Raw genomic sequence first — 20,719 nt, 5'->3', positions numbered from 1 at the left:
GGACTCGCGGTGGGGTCCCTTCGAGGCTCGCAAGCTCGCACCTCAGGGACCGAATGACGTCAGTCATAGCGGGCCTCGGTGAACCAGGTGTCACCGTCGAGCATCAACAGCCAGGCCCGGCCGTCGACCCCGACCACCTGGAAACGCGCGATCCGCCGGGCGGTGTGCTCGTCCCACCATCGTTCGTCGACGGGCCAGGGGCCGGCCCAGGCCGCCACCTGCTGCCACGGCTCGTTCGCCGAGACCCGGAAGCGAGCCGGTGCGGCTGAGACCGCGCCGCGCGGCGTGACGACGATGCGCTGCCCCTCGGCACCGGCCACCACGGCAGCCCGTGGCGCGGCGAAGACCGTGGCCGGAGCCGGGGCCGGGATCTGCCCCGGCCACGGCCGCTCGGCGGGCCGGGCCACGGGAACACGCTCCCCCCACAGCGCGGTGTGGACCTGATCGCCGGGGCCGCGACCTCCCTGCGCCCGCAGCGACCGCACCGCCGCCGGATCACCGGCGAGGGCCTGCACCCGTGCCACCCCGCGCTCGGTGGCCGCGTCCGGCCCCGCGCCGAACAGGGTCTCGGCGTGATCGCCCACCGCCGAGGTCTCCTCGGGCACGAAGCGGATCGCCGCGATGCCCTCGCGCCACACAGCAGCATCCTGCTGCCGTCCCGCGCCGGCCAGCTGCCAGCGCAACCGGTCGAGCAGCGCTGCCGCATCGAACCAGGAGGGATGCCGCCACGTGCGCGCCTGAGCCGTGATCTTCTCCCCCGAGTCGACCTCGATACGGACCCCGGTGGCGACCAGCCCGTGATGCGCGAGGTCGGCAACGAAGTCCTCCGCCGCCCGGCGGGCGCTGAAGACCGCCGCCTCGGCACTCTCCAGCGGCGGCTCGAAGGACACCCCGCCCAGCAGGTCAGGCGGCATCGCCCGGCGCGTGACGGGCTGCGGATCCTCCCCTCGGGCCAGGCGGTGCAACAGCGCCCCCGTGTCGCCGAAGCGGGTGCGCACCTCCCCGGCCTCCAGACGCGCGAAGGCACCCAAGGTGCGCACCCCGAGGCGCCGAAGCAGGTCGGCGAGCGCCACGTCCTCGATCACCTCGACGCCGAGGTCGGCGACGAAGTCCGCCGAGCCGCCCGGCGGGACGATGCAGACGTCCTGCGTCAGGGCGCGCCGCGCCGCGTGCTCGGCCGCGAACACCCCGTCGGCGACACCGCAGCGGACGTCCCACACCCCCAGGCCGACGACCCGCTCGGCCAGAACCGCAGCCGTCTCGCGCTCGCCCCCGTAATACCGTGGCGGGACCCGCAGCGCGCACAGGCCGGGACGGATCGGGGCCACGCCCGGCGTGAGTTGTTCGACGGCGTCGAGCACCTCCTCGAAGCGGCGCTGCTCGATCTGCGGCGCCCGGTCGACGAGCCGCAGTTCGGGACACCGGGCCTGGGCATCGCGCCGGCGCATTCCGCGGCGCACCCCCTCGGACCGTGCCGCTGGGGAGCAGGCCAGCACCTCGCCTCCGGCGAGCACCGCCACCGGCACCGTGGAGGGCTGCTCGGCGGCGACCACCGGCCAGTCGGGGCACCAGAGGACGAGGGTCCTCACGATGCCCCCCGCAGGAGTGCTTGGTCATCTCGCCCTTCGAGGCCACTCGTTCCGTCCGGGGGTTCCGCCTCGCCCGGCAGCGGCTGCAGCCAGACCTCGTGCCGCCGGGCGAGCGTGACGTCGCTGCGCACCTCGACCAGCGCCCGGCGCGCCCGCAGATACCCGTGCCCCTCGCCCAGGCCCGACCACTGCGAAGCCATCAGCGACAGCCGGGCCTCGCAGCGCGGCCATGCCCCCCAGGTGACGAGCACGCCCTGACGGCTGCGCAGCCGAGCCGCCAGCCGAGCCGCGTCGCGCTGACTCACCCGTTCCGGCGGACGCGCGACGACCAGCGGCAGCGTGTCGATCAAGGCCGCCACGACCTCCCACCACTGGGGTCCGGCATCGGGCACGACCACGAGCCGCTCGGTCTCGACACCGAACTCGCGCGCCGCCGCGAACCCCAGGTCGGGGCAGTCCACGACCCCGCACCAGGCCCCCGCCGCCGAGGGGCCGGCCAGCAGCGCCAAGGCGAGCGAGGCGGCATCCACCCCGTAGACGCCACCGGCTCGCGGCGTCACCACGCCCCGCAGCGCCGGGTGGACCGGCACCGCAGCCGTATCGACCGGCCGTCCCTCCAGCCGGGCCACCCGGCGTCGCAACTCGTCGAGATCCGTCATTCCGACATCCTCGAACACATGTTCGAGGATGTCAAGCAGTGAAGCGGGCGACTACCCAACGCCGCAGGCCCCGGACCGTCGGGTCCGGGGCCTGCGGGCGAAACGAGCTGGTCGATCAGCCCTTGCGCTTGGTGATCTCCTCGACGGCCTGCGGCAGCACCGTCTTGAGGTCGCCGACGACGCCGAAGTCGACGAGCTCGAAGATCGGCGCCTCCTCGTCCTTGTTGACCGCGACGATGGTCTTGGACGTCTGCATACCGGCGCGGTGCTGGATCGCCCCGGAAATGCCGTTGGCGATGTACAACTGCGGCGAGACGACCTTGCCGGTCTGGCCGACCTGGAAGGTGTGCGGCTTCCAGCCGGAGTCGACCGCAGCGCGCGAGGCACCCACGGCGGCACCGAGGACGTCGGCCAGGGCCTCGACCTCGGAGAAGTCGCCGCCGGTGCCACGACCGCCGGAGACCACGATGGCGGCCTCGGTCAACTCGGGGCGACCGGTGCTCTGGCGCGGCTCGCTGGAGACGACCTTGGCACCCTTGGCGGCGTCGGAGACGGCCACGGAGACCGCCTCGACCGCACCGGCACCGGTCACAGCCTCGGGGGTCGTCGAGTTCGGCTTGACGGCGATGACCGGTGCCCCATTGGTGACCTTGGCCTCGACGCTGAAGTTGCCGGCGAAGACCGACTGCGTCGTGGTGATGGCATCACCGTCGACCGTGACGTCGACGGCATCGGTGATGAGACCCGAGGATGCCTTGAGCGCGACACGGGCGGCGATCTCCTTGCCCTCGCTCGAGGACGGCACGAGCACTGCGGCGGGACTCTTATCGGCGACGAGCTGGCTCAGGGCCTCGGCCTTGGGCGCGACGAGGTACTCGTCGTAGACCGCGTCGTCGAGCTGGTAGATCTTCTCGGCACCGTACTCGGCGAGCTGCGCGGGCACCTCGGCACCGAAGACGACAGCCGACGGCTCGCCGATGCGGCGGGCAATCGTCAGCAACTCCAGCGACGGCTTGGTGACCTTGCCCCCAGGGGCGTCAATGAGGACGAGAACTTCAGACATGTTCGATCTCCTTCTCAGACAAACTTCTTGGAGGCGAGGAACTCGACCAGCTTGACGCCGCCGTCTCCCTCATCGGTCACGATCTCACCGGCCGTGCGCGGCGGGCGCGGGGTGAACGACTCGACGGCCGTCCACGCATTGCTACCGCCCACCTCGGTGGCGTCGACGCCCAGGTCGGCCAGCGACCACTCGTCGATCGGCTTCTTCTTGGCCGCCATGATGCCCTTGAAGGACGGGTAGCGAGCCTCGCCGGTCTGGTCGGTGACCGAGACGACGAGTTTGCCGGTGGCCTCGATCTCCTGCGTGGCGGCATCGCCGTCGCGGCGGATCTTGACGGTGTCGCCGTCGACGGTGACCTCCGAAGCGAAGGTCACGGCCGGCAGGCCGAGACGCTCGGCCACAAGGGTCGGGACGACGCCCATGCCGCCGTCGGTCGAAGCCATGCCGAAGAAGACGAGGTCGTACTCGAGCTTCTCAATGGCCTTGGCGAGGATGAGCGAGGTCTGGAACGCATCGGAGCCGGCGATGGCGTCGTCGACAACATGGACACCGGCATCGGCACCCATCTGCAACGCCTTGCGCACGGCGTCAGCGGCATCGTCGGGGCCGACGGTCACCACGGTGACCTCGCCCTCTCCCGCTTCGACAACCTGCAATGCCTGCTCGACCGCGTACTCGTCCAACTCCGACAGCAGGCCGTCGACGCCTTCGCGGTCGACGGTGTTGTCGGACGTGAAGGTACGGTCGGCCGTCGCATCCGGGACGTACTTGACCGCCACAACGATCTTGGTCACGAGGACCCTCCTGGAGATTCGGGAATCACGCCGCCGGGTCTCCGGCACCGTGGTCATCTGAATGATGACGCCTGAGGACCACTGTGCCACCGTGCTGCACACGGCGGTGAGGCGACCCTCAGCACCTGCATGGTACCGATTCGCCGCACGCACGGCGACGGGTCGCCAGTGTGATCCAGGCCACGAGACACCATCACGCCCCCGCAGAGATGCGGGGGCGTGATGACGGTGATGGGGCGGAATCAGTCGTCGTCGAGCCGAGAGCGGACGAGCGACTGGGCTGCCAGGCCGATGACGAGGTAAACCATCGAGCCGAGTCCCCAGGTCACCAGCGCCTCCTTGCGATCGGCGTTGGCTCCGGAGAAGTCGATAAACCCGGCCACCGGCGCGGTCAGCACATCACAGACACTCGACAGCACCGAGAAAGCACCACCGGAGCCGGCATCGAGTGCCACCAGCAGGGCACCAATAGCCAGCACGACCGACAGGATCAGGCCCAGGGCGCTGACAACGGCCGCGATGGTCGTCACCCGCGAGGAGCCTCCCGCCGAGGAAGGCCCCACCTCGGCGGGAGGCTCGGGCACATCATCGGCCGGTCGCGCGGACACCTGCTGTTTCGCGGCCATCTTGGCAACCCGTGCGGCTGCCTTCTCCTCGGCCTTACGGCGGCGGAGGTCGGCCTTGCTCTCGACCGGCTGCTCGAGCGTCAGGTCGATGATCGCCGTGGGTTCGTCAGTCGTCTCGGCGACCGGCTCTGCCTCGGCACTCTCCTGCGAAATGATGATCGTCGGCTCGTCGTCGGCCTCCGGCTCCGGCTCCGGGGTTTCCGCCTCGGGTTCAGCGACATCGACCTCAACGACCTCCGGCGCGACAGCCGCGACGATCTCGGCTTCCTGCTCGGCGACCTGCACTTCAAGCGCGGCCTCGGCGGCCTCGGCCTCCGGTACCACGCCGTCGTGGCGACGCTGACGAGCCTCGGCGCGGGCGCGGCGTCGCTTCTGCTGAGCCGCCCGGCGGATGTCACGCGGATGTGCCAACGCCACGGCAGCCGACGCTTCCTCAGGAAGCCCTGCTGCCGCTTCCTCAGTCGCTTCGCCGCCCGGCACCTCTTCGGCCTGCGGCACCTCGACCGTCGCCGCCTCTATGGCGACGGGGTCGCCGGTCTCCTCGGCCTCGATCACCGGCTGCTGACTATGCGCAGCAAGACGCGCTGCGCGCCGGGCGGCCTTAGCCTCGGCCCGCTGCTTCTTAGCCAGTTGACGCGGCGACAGACCCTCTTCGCTCTCGGCTGCCGATCGTGCCGCGGGCGGCGTTTCGGCCTCTTCGAGGGCGGCCCGAGCCGTGTCCACGGCCAACTCTGCGGGCACCGGTTCGGGAGCCGAGGCCGACGGCTCGTCCACCGGCCGCCCGCCCACGGACTTGAACCCCGCCAGCGCACGGCGCAACGAACTCTCCTCGCCGGCCGCCGGATCGACCAGACCCGGCGTCTGCGGCTCGTCGGCCACCCCTTGCTCGACCTCCGTCAGCTCCGGGGCTTCGGGGAAGGTCGAGGCGATGATCTCGTCAACTACGTCGGACGACTCTTTTTTTGATCGGGGTGGTGGGTGCCCCAGACTCACCGATCACCCCCTGGGGCGCCGTCGCCGCAGTGTCGTCTGGATCTTCTTCCCCATCATCGACGAACTCCGAGGCAGTGGGTGCGGAAGCGGGCGTCAGCGGCGTCCCTTTGGCGACCTTGTTAGCCATGACGATGTGAGCCTGAGCGACCCGCTCGGCCTCAGCCTCGGCCGCCGCCACCCATTCCATCGCCGTCCGTTCGGCCTCCTGCAACTTGATCTCGGCCGCCTCCCGTGCTGCCGCGACCGCCTTGCTCAGCCGCTCCTGGGCATCGCGCTTGGAGGCCGCAGTGACCCGCTCGGCCTCAGCCTCGGCCGCCGCGATCCGGCGCTTGGCCTCGGCCTCGGCGGCCTCGGCAACCCGTTTGGCCTCGGCCTGGGCAGCGGCGACCTTCTCGGCCGCAGCCCGCTCGGCGTCGGCGACCTTGCGCTCGGCGTCCAGGCGCGCCTCCTCGGCGGCCTTCTCCTGCTGCCGCTCGGCCTCGGCCCGCGCTTCGGCCGCCACACGGGCGGCCTCTGCGGCCTCCGCAGCTACCCGCTCGGCCTCCGCCTGGGCCAAGCGCACTCGCTCCTCGGCAACACGCTCAGCCTCGGCCAAACGACGGATCGCCTCCTGACGCTGGGCTTCGGCCTCCTCGGCAAGCGCCTTGGCCTTCGTCTCGGCCTCGGCAACCAGTGCATGAGCCTCGTCTCGCTCACGTGCCAACTCGGCAGCGGCCTCCTCGTGGCGTGCCGCAGCCTCGGAGGCCACACGCTCAGCCTCGACCTTGGCCGCGACGAGCTTCTCTTCGGCAGCGCGCTCGGCGTCAGCGACCCGAACCGCAATGGCCACACGCTCGGCAGCGACTTCCTGGGCGTACTTCTCGGCTTCGGCCTTCGCCGCCGCCACATGATTGGCGGAGGTCTCCTCCGCCTCGGCCACAATGCGCTCGGCCTCGGCACGCACTTCGGCGAGGCGACGCTCGGCATCCTCTCGCTCGGCGACGAGTTGCACCCGAGCCGCTTCACGCTCCTCGGCGGCCTGGCGTGCGACCTCCTCGGCAGCGTCGCGGGCGGCCTGAATACGACGCTCGGCGTCGGCCTCGGCCGCAGCCAGCCGTTCGCGGGCGGCCTCTTCGGCGGCCCGCTCTGCGGCGATCACGCGCTGCTCAGCACGCTGGACCGCCTCGGCTTCAGCCTCCGCAACCAGCCGGCGAGCCTCAGCCTCCGCATCCGCAATCCTGGCGGCGGCCTCACGCTCGGCCTCGGCCTTGGCCTGCGCCACGCGCTCGTCAGACTCACGCTGCAACTGGGCGATTCGTGCGGCTGCGGACGCTCGCTCGCTCTGGATATCGCGGGTGACCCGCTCGGCCTCGGCGCGCGCGGCGGCGACCCGCTCCTCGGCGGCCTCCTCGGCAGCCCGGAGCTTCTCGGCAGCGATCTCGCGCTGGCGGGCCTCATCGGCCTCCAGACGGGCGACCGCCTCGGCACGCTCCCGCGCGGCCTCGTCCATGAGACGCTGGGCCTCGGCACGGGCATTCGCCACGCGGTCCTGCGCCGCCGCACTCGCCGCAGCCAGCTTCTCGGCGAAGGACGCTCGGATCGCCGAGGCGCTGTCCGGAGTGGAGGCCGCATAGGCGACCGGATCGAGTTCCGGCTCGTCATCGATGCTCGAAGACACCGCGACCGGCTCCGGCTCAGGGGTCTCCTCGACCTCCGCCGACTTGTAGACCGACGGAACCTCGCTGACCGGCTCCGGCGCGGGTTCCGGCTCTGAAATCGCCGCGACCGGCTCGACCGCCGGCTCCGGGTCCAGGTCCGGCTCGACCACCGCCTCCGACTCGCGTACCAACGGAACATAGGGGTCCGGCTCGTAACGCCGCGTGAAGATCGGCTCCGGCTCATAGGAGGCGTACGACGGCGTCGAGGGTTCGTAAGAGGTCGAGGCAGCCTCGTATCCGGACTCGCTACCGAAGGTCGGCCTCCGGTCCACGTCGTCGGCGGCCTCAAACTCGTACCCGACGCTCTCGCGCACCGGATCAGGATCGACCCCAGGGACCTCCGGCGAGTTCAGCGCGTCGGTAACCGGTTCGGCCTCATTCGCCGAGCCGTCACCGTCAGCCGCCAACTCTGCAGCCGTCGCGGCGGTCCACAGACGCCCGAACACCGAACCCTGCGGCTCGTCGAGGGGATCGAAGACGTGCGTCTCCTCGACAGTGGGCGTGGAGGGTTCGGCGGCGCTCACCGGCGAGGAATACCTCTCGGCGAAGCTGTCGCCCTGGCCGCGCGTGATCTCCTCGGCCACCTCGTCACGACCGCTCGTGTACTCGTCACTGCGCTGCGTCGCAGCGAGGCGAGCGGCCTCCAACCGCTGGGCAAGCGTCTGCGGCGCAGGGCTGGTCGCCGGTTCCGACGTGGCAACCGGCTCATCGACCTCCTCCTCGACGACAGCCGGCGCATCCGCGCTGGGATCGCGCGGCTCCCCGCCACGGCGTGAAGCCCGTTCCTCGCGGCGGCGCTGTGCCGCAGCGAGCCGAGCCGCCTTGGCCGCCGCGCGCCGCTCACGCGCCGTCATCGGCCTGCCGGAACTGATCGGAGAGTCCGAACCGATGCCCCCAGCAGACGGATCCTCGATCATCTCTGCGGCAATACGCAGCGGATCGGCTGGACCCCGCCGCACAGTCGACTTCTCGTCTGAGTCGCTCATGACTCCCTTTCCTCACAGTGACGGTGACACGAAAGCCACGCCCGCATCAGTATGCCTCAATTGTCGTGCTCGTCCAGGCCCCTGCGAGGACTCTGAGCGAGCATTTAGGTCAGCGGCCCGAGAAGGTCGCCTTACCCGGCCCCTGCTCGACAAAGGACGTCATGCCGGCGAGCCGATCCTCGGTGGCGAAAAGCCCGGTGAACTCGGCCCGCTCGATCTCCAGGCCGGTCTGGAGGTCGACCTCCAGACCGCGGTCGACGGCGGCCTTGGCGGCCCGCAGCGCAAGCGCCGGGCCGCCCACGAACTGCGCGGCCCACGCCAGCGCGGCCGGGTAGACCTCGTCGGCGGGCAACACCCGGTCGACCAGTCCGATGCGCAGCGCCTCGGCCGCGTCGACGAAGCGACCCGTGTAAATGAGGTCCTTGGCCACCGACGGCCCCACCAGGCGGGCGAGCCGCTGCGTGCCGCCGGCACCCGGGATGATGCCCAGCAGGATCTCCGGCTGGCCGAGTTTGGCGTTCTCGGCGGCGAAGCGCACGTCGGTTGCCAGCGCGACCTCGCAGCCGCCGCCGAGCGCGAACCCGGTGATCGCCGACACCGTCGGCTTGCCGATGGCCGCCAGCGACCGGGTGAAGTACTGCAGGAGTTGACCGTGGCGGACCATGTCCTGATACGACATGTCGGCCATCTGCTTGACGTCGGCACCGGCGGCAAAGACCCGCTCGCCGCCGTAGACGACGACCGCCGCAACGTCGTCGCGCGCATCGGCCTCCTGCGCGGCCTCGGCGATCTCGCGCTGCATCTGGGCGTCGAGAGCATTCATCTTCGGACGGTCCAGCCGGATCGTGCCGACACCGTCGCTGACTTCGAGGCGGACGAACTCACCCACGCGCTTCTCCTTGTCGTTGTGACCGCTCCCACAGCGGCCGCCACGAGCATAGGCGGCACCTGGTTCGCGGCGTCACCGACTCGGGGCGGCTGCGGCCAGCGCCTCGCCCGAGAGCCGGTATCCGGTCATCCCCGCAATCGGCCGCGCACCCACGGAGCGATACAGCGCGATGGCGTTCTCGTTCCAGTCCAGAACCGACCATTCCAGGCGGCTGTAACCCCGCTCGCGGCAGAGGGCGGCCAGCGATCCGAGCAGCGCGGTGCCGATCCCCCGGCCGCGGCACTCCTCGCGCACGACGAGGTCTTCGAGGAAGATGCCGTGCCGACCCTCCCAGGTGGAGAACGACAGGAACCAGATCGCCGCGCCGGCGACCTGCCCCTCATCGCCCTCGGCCACGGAGGCGAACACCGCCGGGTGCGAGGCGAACAAGGCCGCATCGAGCACTTCGGGCGTGATCCGGCAGCTGTCCGGCTGGCGCACATAGGAGGCGAGCTGGCCGATCAGCTCGACGAGGTCGTCGACGTCAGTGGGCGAGGCAGGGCGCACGGTCACCGATTCCATGTCTGACGATCCTTCCTGGGCGGACCCGGCGGACACCGGCCGGGGTCGCTGACCGCGTACGGTGGTGCCGGGCCGGCGGGTGTCTCGGTCCGGCCGCGACGAGAGGGAGCGATGGACGCACACGAGTTGGCCGACGACTTCGTCCGGCTGCGCCCCGAGCGGTCCAACGCGGGCTTCGACGGGTACAGCGTGTGGATGGACGGCGAGCGCATCGGCTCGGTGGCGCTGCACCAGGAATCCTCTTCCACATGGTCGGTCCGCTGGAATGTCGGCGACGGACCAGGTGCGCTGCGCCCAGCGATCCACGTCGTGCGACTCGTGGTCGATCACGTCCTCGGCACGCTCGGCGGCCGGCGCGTCGAGGCGCGGATCCCGGTCGGCCGCGACACCGACATCCGGGCCGCGTCGATCTGCGGCCTGCGCAAGGAGGGCGTCACGCGCGGCCCCGGGCGCGAACCCGACCGCGTGCTCATGGCCCGGCTTCTCGCCGATCCTCCGGTGCAGTCGCGTGACGGCTTCATCGCCATCTTGAATGCCGGGCTGCCGACCAAACGGGTCATCTCGCAGGGCCTCTGGCGCGATCCGGACGGCCGGGTGCTGCTGTGCGAGCTGACCTACAAGTCCGAATGGGACCTGCCGGGCGGGGTCATCGAGGTCGGCGAGTCGCCAGCCGTCGGGCTGCGCCGCGAACTCGCCGAGGAACTGGGGATCGAGGTGGAGGTCGGCGGCCTCGTGACAGTCAACTGGCTGCCCGCCTGGCGCGGCTGGGACGACGCCTGCGTGTTCGTCTTCGACCTCGGAGGCACGCCGGTCCCCGAACGCGAGGCGCTGACCCTGCAAGCCGCCGAGATCGCCGACGTCCACTGGTGCGACCCCGCGACCGTGCGCGAGCGCGCCACCGCCGCCACGATCGAACTGCTGGAGGCATTGGAGTCGGGCGTCCCCGCCTACCGCGAGTCCTCGCAGGCGGATTGACCGTTCCGCCCGGCGTCAGCGCAGGGTGGCCCCGAGGGCCGTGGCGGCGGTGACGGCGGCGTCGCGGGCCGCCTTGATGTCGGCCTCGGCCAGGGTGCGATCCGCGCCGCGCAGGCGCAGGGCGAACGCCAGCGACCGCTGGCCGTCGGGCACCTGGTCACCGGTGTACACGTCGAACAGGCGCACCGACTCGATCAACTCGCTCGCACCGGCCAGGGCAACGCGCACCTGCTCGGCGGGAACGGCCTCGTCGACCAGGAAGGCCAGATCCTCCTTGGCCACCGGGAAGGGTGAGAAGTCCGGCTTCGGACCGATAGCGGGCGCTGCCTCCAGCAACGCTTCCAGGTCGATCTCGGCCACCGCAACACGGCCCGGCAAGCCGTACGTCTCCGCGACGTCCGGATGCAACTCGCCGGCGTAGCCGACCAAGACGCCATCGTCCAGCGTGAACATCGCACACCGTCCTGGGTGCCACGGCGCTTTCTGCGTCTGACGTATCCCCAGCTCGACGTGCAGCGCCTCGGCGAGACGGCGCACGATCGCGACAGCATCGGTCCACTCGACAGCACGACCCGCGCCGTCCCAACCGCCGCGCTGACGCTCTCCCGCAAGCAGGATGCCGGCGTGCAAGGGTTGCATGGGCAGCGCCGCATCCAATGCCGCCAGTTCCTCTTTCGTCGGAGGTGCCTCGACACCATAGATGGGGGCGACCTCATCGCCAACGACGGGCCAGAACACCCGCCCGACCTCGCTGATCTGCACGCTCTCGTGACCGCGGCTCACATTGAGCGAGGCAGCGCGCAGCAGCCCGGTCAGCAGCGTCGTGGTCAGACCGGGTTCACGCTCCGAGAGCGGATTGGCCAGCAGGACCTGGCGGCGACGGGCGTCGTCCGCAGGCAGCCCCAACTTGTCGAAGTCACCCTGACCGACGAACGGCAACGTGGTGACCTCGACCAGACCGGCCCCCGCGAGCACGTGCCCGGCCCGGCGACGCAACTGCTGATGGCGGGTCAGGCCGCGACCGCCGGTCGGGGTCGGCAGCACCGACGGCACGTTCTCGTAGCCGGCCGAGCGGAGCGCCTCCTCGACGAAGTCGTAGGGGTCGTTCAGGTCGAAACGCCAGGTCGGCGGGGTGACGGTGAACGTCTCGCCGTCGGTCTGGACCACACACCCGTTCGCCTCGTAGGTGGCACGGGCCTGTTCCGCGCTGATATCGACACCGCTGATGCGGGCGGGCAGATCAACGCCAAAGGTCACCGGTGTACGGGACGGAACCGTGCCGACGTGCGTCAGGCCCGGCTGCAACGTCCCCCCGGCCAACTCGACCAGCAGTTCGGCAACCCGCGCGGCAGCGGGCACCGTCAACGCCGGATCGACGCCGCGCTCGAACCGCTTGGCGGCCTCCGTGGGTAACTTGTGGCGGCGCTCGGACCGGAAGATCGTCACCGGATCGAAGTGCGCGGCCTCGATGACGACATCGGTGCTGTTCTCGTCCAGTTCGACACGAGCAGCACCCATGACGCCGGCCAATCCGATAGGGCCGGAGCGGTCGGCGATGATCAGATCCTCGGCACTCAACATCCGCTCGACCCCATCGAGGGTCGTGATCGTCTCACTGGAAAGCCCCCGCCGCACCACGATCTCGCCGTCGAGCTTGGCGCGGTCGTAGCAGTGGTTCGGCTGACCGAGTTCGAGCATCACGTAGTTGCTGATGTCGACCGCGAGCGAGATCGAACGCATGCCCGCCTGCTCGATCCGCCGCGCCATCCACGCCGGGGTCGGACGGCTCGCGTCGATGCCGGTCACCACGAGCGTCGTGAACACCGGGCAGGCCTCCGCGTGCTTGACCCGCACCGGGAAGCCACCGGAACCCGATGGCAGCGCAATCGATTCAATCGGATCGACGAAAGGTACGCCGAAAGCGAGAGCCGCATCACGCGCCGCACCGCGCATACTCAGCGCGTAGGCGCGGTCGGGGTTGACCTCCAGGTCGAGGGTCTCGTCGGCGAGTCCGAGCAGCGCGATGGCGTCGTCACCGGGTTCTGCGCTGCCGGGTTCCAGGACGAGGATGCCGTCGGCGGCACCGGGCAGGCCCAGTTCGGCGACCGAACAGATCATGCCGTCCGAGACGTGACCGTAGGTCTTGCGCGAGCCGATCTCGCCGCCGGGAATCACATGGGCGAGCGCAGGCAGGCATGTACCGGGCAGCGACACCACCACGAGGTCGCCGACGGCGAAGTTGTGCGCACCGCAGACGATGCCGCGCGACGGCACGTCCTCACCCGGCGCATCCGGCACCGAGTCGAGGTTCTGGGCACCGACGTCGACCCGGCACCAGTTGATGACCTTGCCGTTCTTCTGCGGCTCGGGGGTGATCGCCAGCACCCGGCCGACCGTGAGCGGTCCGCTGACACCCCCGCCGAGGATCTCCTCCAGCTTGAGGTCGTACATCGTCAGCCGCTCGGCCAGCTCGGCCGTCGTGACGCCCTCGGGCAACTCCGCCAAGGACCGCAGCCACTCAACAGGGACTCGCATCACGACCACCTCCCCGTCACAGAAAGACCGCAAGAGTACGGGAAGGTGTTCGCGTTCATTCGATGGCTCACTCGCTGACGCTCGTTCACAGACCAACTCCGAACGGCTCGGTGAAACGGATATCGCCGTCCCACAGGTCACGCAGGTCGGCGATGTCGTAACGACTGGTGATGGTGCGGTCCAGGCCCATGCCGAAGGCGAAGCCGGAGAACTCCTCGGGATCCACGCCGCAGGCGACGAGCACGCGCGGGTTCACCACGCCGCAGCCGCCCCATTCGACCCAGCCCTCGCCGCCGCAGGTCCGGCAGCCGGCGACCGCCCCCGGATCGTTGTGGCAGACATAGCAGAGCAGGTCGACCTCCGCGCTCGGCTCGGTGAACGGGAAGTACGACGGCCGAAAGCGCGTGGTCATGCCCGCGCCGTAGATCGCGCGGGCGAAGTGGTCGAGCGTGCCCTTGAGATGGGCCATCGACAGGCCCCGGTCGATGGCGAGTCCCTCGACCTGGTGGAAGACCGGCATGTGCGTCGCGTCAGCCTCGTCGGTGCGGTACACCCGGCCGGGGCAGACGACGTAGATCGGCGGCGTCCGAGTCAGCATCGTGCGCGCCTGGACCGGGGAGGTGTGTGTGCGCAGCACCATGCCCGACTCCTGGGAGGCACTCTCGCCGGACTTGATCCAGAAGGTGTCCTGCATGGTGCGCGCCGGGTGGTCCGGGCCGAGGTTGAGGGCGTCGAAGTTCAGCCATTCGGCCTCGACCTCCGGCCCTTCGGCGACCTCCCAGCCCATCGCGACGAAGATGTCGGCGACGGTCTCCTGGATCGTGGTGATGGGGTGGCGCGCGCCGACCGGCTCGCGGTCGACCGGCAGCGTGACGTCAACGGTCTCGGCGGCCAGGCGAGCGGCCTTCTCGGCAACCTCCAAGGCGGCGGTGCGCTCGGCGATGGCGCGGTTGACCTCACCGCGCGCCTGCCCGACGCGCTGACCGGCCTCCTTGCGGGCCTGCGGCGGCAGCGCGCCGATCTCCCGGTTCGCCAGCGCCAGCGGCGAACGGTCGCCCGCGTGGTCGAGGCGCACCTGCTTCAGCTCGGCCAGCGTCACCGCGCCCGCGACGGCATCGAGCGCCTCACGGACCACGCGGGCGATCTCGTCGGGATGCAGCGGGGTGACCTCAACGGGGTCGTAATCGGAGTTCGGAGCGGACACGAGGCACGAGTCTAGTGGGCGCTCCGGGGCGTCAGGAGCCGCTGGCGGTGAAACGTTCCAGTCGCGGCCTCAGCACACCCTGACCACAGACGCGCAGCAGCAGCCAGCCCACCACCGCCGAGACCGCGAACAGCAGGAGCGGAGCAGCGGCGTCGCCGAAGCCGGGCGTATCGCCCCTGACGGCGGCGACCGCCAGGACGACCACCGAGAGCACCACCATGCCCGCACCGATCACGGCCAGGGCATTGCCTACGAAGGCCACCAGCAGGGCGAGACAGAACCGGATCGCCCGCTTCGCGCGATCCACCACCGGGTCGCTCGTCCAGCGTCCGCCGCGCCGCTCGGCCTGACGTTCGACCCAGAAGGCCGCGCCGGCCAGCACCGCCAGGGTCACGAGGGCAGGCAGGTTCTCGGCCAAGCCAGGAACCGATCCGGCCACCACGAGCGAAGCAGTGATCGTCACCACCGCGAGCGCCGCGATGACGAGGGTCAGGTCACGCACGATCAGGGCGAACAGCGCGAACCCGATCCCGACCTGCTCCAGGATCCCGTCGCCTCCTTGATCAGACACCGCCTCACCCCCGTGTCGTTCCTGACCCGATCACGCTACCGCGATCGTCCCCGTCACGCAGGGCTTCGGGTTCGTTGACGGGGAGCCACACGTCGATCTGCGCTCCGCCCCCGGCGGCATCATCGATGTCAACCAGGCCGCCGTGCTGGGTGACGATGCCACCGACGATGTACATGCCCAGGCCGCTCCCGGCACCCGGACCGGACCGCCAGAAGCGACTGAAGACCCGCTGCCGCGCCTCCGGCGGGATCCCGGGTCCACGGTCACACATCCGCACCCGCACCCCGTGAACACCTTCTCGCTCGGCCTCCACGACCTCGACACGCCGCAGCCCGTGACCGTGGCGCATCGCATTCTCGGCCAGGTTGGTGAAGACCTGCACCAGACGGTCCTCGTCGCCCCAGACGGTCTGCACCGCACCGATGTCCATGCGCCAGGACGGCTCGCTGCCGGCCGCCGAGATACTGCGCAGCACACGTTCGGTCAGTTCGTCGAGGCGCACTGGCCCACGTTTGAGCGTCAACCGGCCCGAATCGATACGGGCGGCGTCGAGCAGGTCGATGATGAGCCGGGTCAGCCGGTCGGCCTCGGCGTCGACGGTCTCCAGCATGAACTGGCGCTGCTCGTCGGTGAAGCGATCCCACTTGGTCAGCAGCGTCGAGGTGAAGCCCTTGATGCCGGTCAGCGGGGAGCGCAACTCGTGGGCGACGGTCGCCACGAGATCGGAACGCTCGCGATCGTGCCGGTTACGGACGCGGGCACTGCGGATGCCGATGACAACCTGTTGCACCCGGCCGCCAGGCCGGTCGCGTTTCAGCGAGGCCGTGATGAGGTATTCCGAGCCTCGCGGTGAATACCAGGACTGTTCCAGGATCGCCGAGCGCGTGTTGAGGCCGTCGTAGGGCCGCACGCACTCCATCCAGGTGTGCCCGTTGAGGTCATCGAACGGCATGGCCTCGGCGAGCGGCATCCCGATCATCTCGTCGCCCTCGGCGCGAGCCAGTTTGCGGACCCGTTCGTTGACGTACGTCACCCGCCCGTCAGGACCGGCGACGATCAGGCCGTCCGGGAAGTCGTCGAAGGCGAGGTGGTCCACACCCCGACCCTAAAGAGCGCCCCCCAACGACAAAGCGGGGGTCCCGGTCGCGATGACCAGAACCCCCGCTTCGATCTGAAGGAGATTCTCAGACTTCTTCGTCGCTCAACAGGGTGCGCATGCGGCGCGGCTGGTGCGCGGCCTCAACCGGTGCCCCCACGGAGACCGACTCCGGGGAGTTGTCCGTGGACGCCAACTGCTCCAACTGGGTCTGGAAGTAGTTCTTCAGCCGGGCGCGGTACTCACGCTCATAAGCCCGCAGATGCTCGACCTCACGCTGCATCTCGTAGCGCTCGCGCTCGATGCTCGCCAGCGCCTGCTCACGGCGTTGCTTGGTTTCGTCGTCGAGCTTCTGCGCGCGGATACGGGCATCGGTCTCAAGGCGGTCGGCCTTGCCGCGCGACTCGCTCTCGAGGCGGTCGGCCTTGACCCGGGCTTCGCCGACGATGCGGTCGGCTTCCTCCTTAGCGGCCTCCATGAGCTGATCGGCATTGGACGAAGCGATCTCCAGCAGCCGGGCCGCAGCCGAGGAGGCGTCGGCGACCGAAGGCGCGGACGCCACCGGGGCGGCCACAGGCTGCGGGGTCGGCTCGGGAATGGCGATAGCCGGTGCGGGCGGCTGCTCCACCACGGGCGGGGCCACCTGCGGGATCAGGCCGGTCGGCTCACCAGAAGACGCGGCCGCAACCTTGGCGCGCAACTCCTCGTTCTCGACCGTGAGGCGCTCCAACTCGGCCTCGACCTCGTCAAGGAATTGATCCACCTCGCCCATGTCGTAGCCCTCGCGTAGCCGCACGGGCGTAAAGCGCTTATTGCGCACGTCCTCTGGTGTCAGGGGCATCGGTTCACCTCAGAAAAGAAGGGGTCTCGGATTGTGACTTGCGATCAACCCTACGCTACCTTGCCGCCGGAACGTGGGATCTCACAACTTTCTCAGAACGCCGTGGCGCGCACCACGCTGATGAGAATCTGCAAGACGATCAGCAAGATGAGCGGGGATAAGTCCAGATACACCTGGCCGAGGCGCAGCGGAGGGATCAGCCGCCGGATAGCCCGCAGAGGCGGATCGGTGACCACGTAGATCCCCTCGCACAGCACGGCGATCCAGCCGCGAGGGGTCCACGAACGGGCAAAGACGCCGATCCATTCGATGACGAAACGCGCCAGCAGCAGGACAATCGCGATCCAGAGGATCAGGATAACGACGCTGGCGACCGCAAGCGGCATACGTCAGTCGGCGTCGTAGAGGCCGCCACCGGCGATGCGCTGCTTGTCCTCGTCGGACACCACCACATTGGCCGGGGTGAGCAGGAAGACACCCGAGGTGACCCGGGTGATCGCGCCGTGGACCGAGAACACCAGACCCGCACCGAAGTCGACCATGCGGCGCGCGTCGGCGTCGTCGAGTTCGGTGAGGTTCATAATGACCGGGACCCCGCTGCGGAAGTTCTCGCCGACCACGCGCGCGTCAGTGAAACTGCGCGGGGTGACGGTCTCGATCCGTGCGACGTCGGTGTCCGCAGCAGCGGGGGCCACACGACGACGGCGGTCGTCGATGTTGGCCACGGCCGCAGGCCGGATCACCGCAGGGGTGCGCGACGCGCGCGGCGCCGGGGACTCCTCACGGGTCGCGGAATCCTCGCGGCGCGCCGGAGCGGCACTCACCTCGTCGTCGTACATCTCGTCGTAGTCGGCCTGCTCGACGAGGCCGAGGTACTCGCCCATCTTTCGCATTGCGCCAGCCATGACTGCCCCTCATTGTGTGCTGTTCGATGAAGAGACCTGAGAGTTCACTCAAGTCACAGCAGTCACACTACCCGAGTGACGGGCGTTCGCCGAGAAGGGCGCGCCCGACACGCAGGTGTGTCGCGCCGGCGGCCACGGCCTGTTCCAGGTCACCGCTCATACCGGCCGAGAGCGCGGCGGCCTGAGGGTGCGTTTCCTGCAAGCGCGCGGAGATCTCGGCGAGTCGCGCGAAGACGGGTGCCGGGTCGACGCCGAGCGGTGCCACGGCCATGATCCCGCCGAGCCGCAAGCACTCCTGCTCAGCCACGGCATCGGCCAGCGGCAGCAACTCCCCCGGTGCAGCACCGGAGCGTCCGTCAGACGGACGCTCGAACTCCGGGCCGAGGTCGACCTGCAGCAGCACCTCCAGATCGCGCCCGGCCGCGACGGCCCCGCGCCCGAGGGAGGCGACGAGCTTGGCCCGGTCGACCGAATGGACGACATCGGCATACCGGGCGATGGCCCCGGCCTTGTTGGTCTGGACCCCGCCGAGGAAATGCCAGCGCAGGCCCGGACCGGCCTGTGACTCCTCGCGCTTGCGCCCGGCCTCGGGGTGCCGGTTCTCGCCGACGTCGGTAATGCCGAGGGCCGCCAGATGATCGACGTCGGCGGCCGGATAGGTCTTCGTCACGGCGATCAGCGTGACCTCCGCGCGGTCACGCCCCGCCGCAGCGCAGGCAGCGGCGATCCGCTCCTCGACGGCCGCCAGGCCGCGAGCCAGCTCATCGCGCCGCTCAGCCATGACGCACCACCACGATGCCGTGACGCCCGGTGTCGCTGCGGCGGTGGGAGAAAAAGCGCTCCTCCTCGAAGGTGCAGGCACGTGCGGCGCGCGGGTGCACCTCAACGCCGAGGTCACGCAGCTGCGCGGCCACGCCCGCAGCGATGTCGAGGGCGTCGGTGCCCCAGGAGGTCCGCGACCGGCTCCCGGGCACAAGCCGCTCGACCTCGGCCGCCAGCTCGGCGGGCACCTCATAACAGGATCCGCAGATGCACGGTCCGAACCAGGCGCGCACCTGCTGCTGACCGGTGCGCTCGCGCAACGCCTCGACCGCTGCCGCCGCGACGCCGGCCGTCATGCCGGCGCGGCCCGCATGGACGGCACCGACCGCGTCACCGCAGGCCAGCGCCACGGGCAGGCAGTCGGCGGCGCGGGCGACCACGGCAACGCCGGGAGTGTCGGTGAGCAGGGCGTCGGCTCGCGGCGGCGGCTCCTCGCCGACTCCGACCCAGGCCACCTCCGCGCCGTGCATCTGAGTCATGGTGACGATGCGGCGAACCCCCAGAACCGCACCGACCCGCGCCACATCGGCCCGATCGGTCAGATCGACGGCGCGGTTGACGACCGCGATATCCAGATCACCGTCGTTCACCCGCCAGTCGAGAGGCCAGGTATCCACTCAGCGCAGGAAGTCAGGGATGTCCAGGTCGTCGTCATAGGCGACCTCGACCGGTTCCAGAGGGCCGTCCAGGTGCGGGTCGGGCTTGAGGTACTTCGGCTCCTCCCCTGGTGCCGGGGTGACCCGCTCGGCCGGGCGCGCCTCGGCCGCATGGGCCGGCGATGCGGCCCCCGGCTCCTTGCGCAGGACCGGCTGGGAGGCGTCGCGCACCTTGGGTTCTCCCCCGTCGAACCCGGCGGCGATCACGGTGACCCGGACCTCGTCACCGAGGGCGTCGTCGATGACTGCGCCGAAGATGATGTTGGCCTCGGGGTGGACGGCGTCCGAGACCAACCCGGCCGCCTCGTTGATCTCGAACAGGCCAAGGTCAGAGCCTCCCGCGATGGACAGCAGCACGCCGCGGGCACCCTCGATAGAGGCTTCCAGCAGCGGACTGGACACGGCCATCTCGGCAGCGACTGCCGCGCGCTGCTCGCCGCGGGCCGAGCCGATGCCCATGAGCGCCGAGCCGGCGTCGGACATGACCGACTTGACGTCGGCGAAGTCGAGGTTGATGAGGCCCGGAGTCGTGATGAGGTCGGTGATTCCCGATACGCCCTGGTGGAGCACCTGATCGGCCTGCCGGAAAGAGTCAAGCAGGCTGACATTGGGGTCGCTGATCGACAACAGCCGATCATTCGGGATGACAATGAGGGTGTCGACCTCCTCGCGCAGCGCCTGGATTCCGGCGTCGGCTTGGAGAGAACGGTTGCGTCCTTCGAACCTGAACGGGCGGGTCACGACGCCGATCGTCAGCGCGCCGAGTGAACGAGCGATGCGGGCCACGACGGGCGCGCCGCCCGTGCCCGTGCCGCCGCCCTCGCCGGCCGTCACGAAAACCATGTCGGCACCCTTGATGGCTGCCTCGATCTCCTCGGCATGGTCCTCTGCGGCACGCTTGCCGATCTCCGGATTGGCACCGGCACCGAGACCGCGCGTGGAGTCGCGGCCGACGTCGAGCTTGACGTCGGCGTCGCTCATCAGAAGCGCCTGCGCGTCGGTGTTGATCGCGATGAACTCGACACCTTTGAGCCCCACCTCGATCATGCGGTTGACGGCGTTGACGCCGCCGCCGCCGATGCCGACGACCTTGATCACGGCGAGATAGTTCTGGACCGCCATGGTGTTCCTTCCCGAGGAGGCGAGCATGCGAAGTGCAGCAGGTACGTAGGGGAGGAGGCTCGTTCAAACTCTGACCCTCATGTAGAGAGTTATAGTTATGTCAACCTCGTCCACGTATGACGGTACGGGGCGAAG

The 20,719-nt window shown here is 70.0% G+C and carries 19 protein-coding genes; 1 reads left to right on the top strand and 18 read right to left on the bottom strand.

The window, feature by feature from the left end; all coding sequences use genetic code 11:
* Window positions 1-59 precede the first annotated feature (59 nt).
* The 8 genes from QM597_RS02630 to QM597_RS02595 all read right to left on the bottom strand — a co-directional run bounded on the left by QM597_RS02630 (window position 60) and on the right by QM597_RS02595 (window position 9,857).
* The gene (locus QM597_RS02630) at window positions 60-1,589 is read right to left on the bottom strand and encodes a DNA polymerase Y family protein (protein ID WP_415003319.1); all 1,530 of its coding nucleotides are present in this window, start codon (window positions 1,587-1,589) and stop codon (window positions 60-62) included.
* Window positions 1,586-2,248: a hypothetical protein gene (locus QM597_RS02625; RefSeq protein WP_415003318.1), complete on the bottom strand. Its 663-nt coding sequence runs from the start codon at window positions 2,246-2,248 to the stop codon at window positions 1,586-1,588. Before QM597_RS02625 ends, QM597_RS02630 begins: the two co-directional genes overlap by 4 nt.
* 115 nt (window positions 2,249-2,363) lie before the next feature.
* Window positions 2,364-3,311, bottom strand: coding sequence for an electron transfer flavoprotein subunit alpha/FixB family protein (locus QM597_RS02620; RefSeq protein ID WP_415003317.1), 948 nt, complete (start codon window positions 3,309-3,311; stop codon window positions 2,364-2,366).
* 14 nt (window positions 3,312-3,325) lie between these two features.
* Window positions 3,326-4,105: an electron transfer flavoprotein subunit beta/FixA family protein gene (locus QM597_RS02615; RefSeq protein ID WP_415003316.1), complete on the bottom strand. Its 780-nt coding sequence runs from the start codon at window positions 4,103-4,105 to the stop codon at window positions 3,326-3,328.
* Between the two features lie 242 nt (window positions 4,106-4,347).
* On the bottom strand, window positions 4,348-5,724 hold the full coding sequence (locus QM597_RS02610) for a hypothetical protein (protein ID WP_415003315.1): 1,377 nt from the start codon (window positions 5,722-5,724) through the stop codon (window positions 4,348-4,350).
* The gene (locus QM597_RS02605) at window positions 5,669-8,407 is read right to left on the bottom strand and encodes a hypothetical protein (protein ID WP_415003314.1); all 2,739 of its coding nucleotides are present in this window, start codon (window positions 8,405-8,407) and stop codon (window positions 5,669-5,671) included. The genes QM597_RS02610 and QM597_RS02605 overlap by 56 nt, the downstream gene beginning before the upstream one ends.
* Window positions 8,408-8,516: 109 nt before the next feature.
* A complete protein-coding gene (locus QM597_RS02600; RefSeq protein WP_415003313.1) occupies window positions 8,517-9,296 on the bottom strand; it encodes an enoyl-CoA hydratase/isomerase family protein in 780 nt (259 codons plus the stop codon).
* A gap of 72 nt (window positions 9,297-9,368) precedes the next feature.
* Window positions 9,369-9,857: a GNAT family N-acetyltransferase gene (locus QM597_RS02595; RefSeq protein ID WP_415003312.1), complete on the bottom strand. Its 489-nt coding sequence runs from the start codon at window positions 9,855-9,857 to the stop codon at window positions 9,369-9,371.
* Window positions 9,858-9,968: 111 nt separating this feature from the next.
* Here QM597_RS02595 and QM597_RS02590 point away from each other — a divergent pair, with 111 nt between their 5' ends.
* Complete coding sequence (locus QM597_RS02590; RefSeq protein WP_415003311.1) at window positions 9,969-10,832, top strand: NUDIX domain-containing protein; 864 nt, start codon at window positions 9,969-9,971, stop codon at window positions 10,830-10,832.
* Between the two features lie 15 nt (window positions 10,833-10,847).
* On the opposite strand, the gene pheT is transcribed toward QM597_RS02590, so the two are convergent.
* The 10 genes from pheT to ftsZ form a co-directional block, all read right to left on the bottom strand.
* Complete coding sequence (pheT, locus tag QM597_RS02585) at window positions 10,848-13,367, bottom strand: phenylalanine--tRNA ligase subunit beta (RefSeq protein ID WP_415003310.1); 2,520 nt, start codon at window positions 13,365-13,367, stop codon at window positions 10,848-10,850.
* Window positions 13,368-13,452: 85 nt separating this feature from the next.
* Window positions 13,453-14,571, bottom strand: a complete 1,119-nt coding sequence (gene pheS / locus QM597_RS02580) for a phenylalanine--tRNA ligase subunit alpha (protein WP_415003309.1) — start codon at window positions 14,569-14,571, stop codon at window positions 13,453-13,455.
* Window positions 14,572-14,602: 31 nt separating this feature from the next.
* Window positions 14,603-15,142, bottom strand: a complete 540-nt coding sequence (locus QM597_RS02575; protein ID WP_415003308.1) for a hypothetical protein — start codon at window positions 15,140-15,142, stop codon at window positions 14,603-14,605.
* Between the two features lie 4 nt (window positions 15,143-15,146).
* A complete protein-coding gene (locus QM597_RS02570) occupies window positions 15,147-16,238 on the bottom strand; it encodes an ATP-binding protein (RefSeq protein WP_415003307.1) in 1,092 nt (363 codons plus the stop codon).
* A gap of 88 nt (window positions 16,239-16,326) precedes the next feature.
* Window positions 16,327-17,079 (bottom strand): DivIVA domain-containing protein, encoded by a 753-nt coding sequence (locus tag QM597_RS02565; protein WP_415003306.1) that lies wholly within the window; start codon window positions 17,077-17,079, stop codon window positions 16,327-16,329.
* A 92-nt stretch (window positions 17,080-17,171) separates the two neighbouring features.
* Window positions 17,172-17,465 carry a YggT family protein gene (locus QM597_RS02560; RefSeq protein ID WP_415003305.1) on the bottom strand — a complete coding sequence of 98 codons (294 nt, stop codon included), beginning with the start codon at window positions 17,463-17,465 and terminating at the stop codon, window positions 17,172-17,174.
* 3 nt (window positions 17,466-17,468) lie between these two features.
* Window positions 17,469-17,984: a cell division protein SepF gene (locus QM597_RS02555; protein WP_415003304.1), complete on the bottom strand. Its 516-nt coding sequence runs from the start codon at window positions 17,982-17,984 to the stop codon at window positions 17,469-17,471.
* 67 nt (window positions 17,985-18,051) lie between these two features.
* A complete protein-coding gene (locus QM597_RS02550) occupies window positions 18,052-18,765 on the bottom strand; it encodes a YggS family pyridoxal phosphate-dependent enzyme (protein WP_415003303.1) in 714 nt (237 codons plus the stop codon).
* The gene (locus QM597_RS02545; RefSeq protein WP_415003302.1) at window positions 18,758-19,423 is read right to left on the bottom strand and encodes a polyphenol oxidase family protein; all 666 of its coding nucleotides are present in this window, start codon (window positions 19,421-19,423) and stop codon (window positions 18,758-18,760) included. Before QM597_RS02545 ends, QM597_RS02550 begins: the two co-directional genes overlap by 8 nt.
* Window positions 19,424-20,584: a cell division protein FtsZ gene (gene ftsZ, locus QM597_RS02540; RefSeq protein WP_415003301.1), complete on the bottom strand. Its 1,161-nt coding sequence runs from the start codon at window positions 20,582-20,584 to the stop codon at window positions 19,424-19,426.
* Window positions 20,585-20,719 lie beyond the last annotated feature (135 nt).

Source organism: Aeromicrobium sp. (assembly GCF_047607065.1).
Classification (GTDB): domain Bacteria; phylum Actinomycetota; class Actinomycetes; order Propionibacteriales; family Nocardioidaceae; genus Aeromicrobium.
This window is presented reverse-complemented; position numbering and strand designations above follow the sequence as displayed.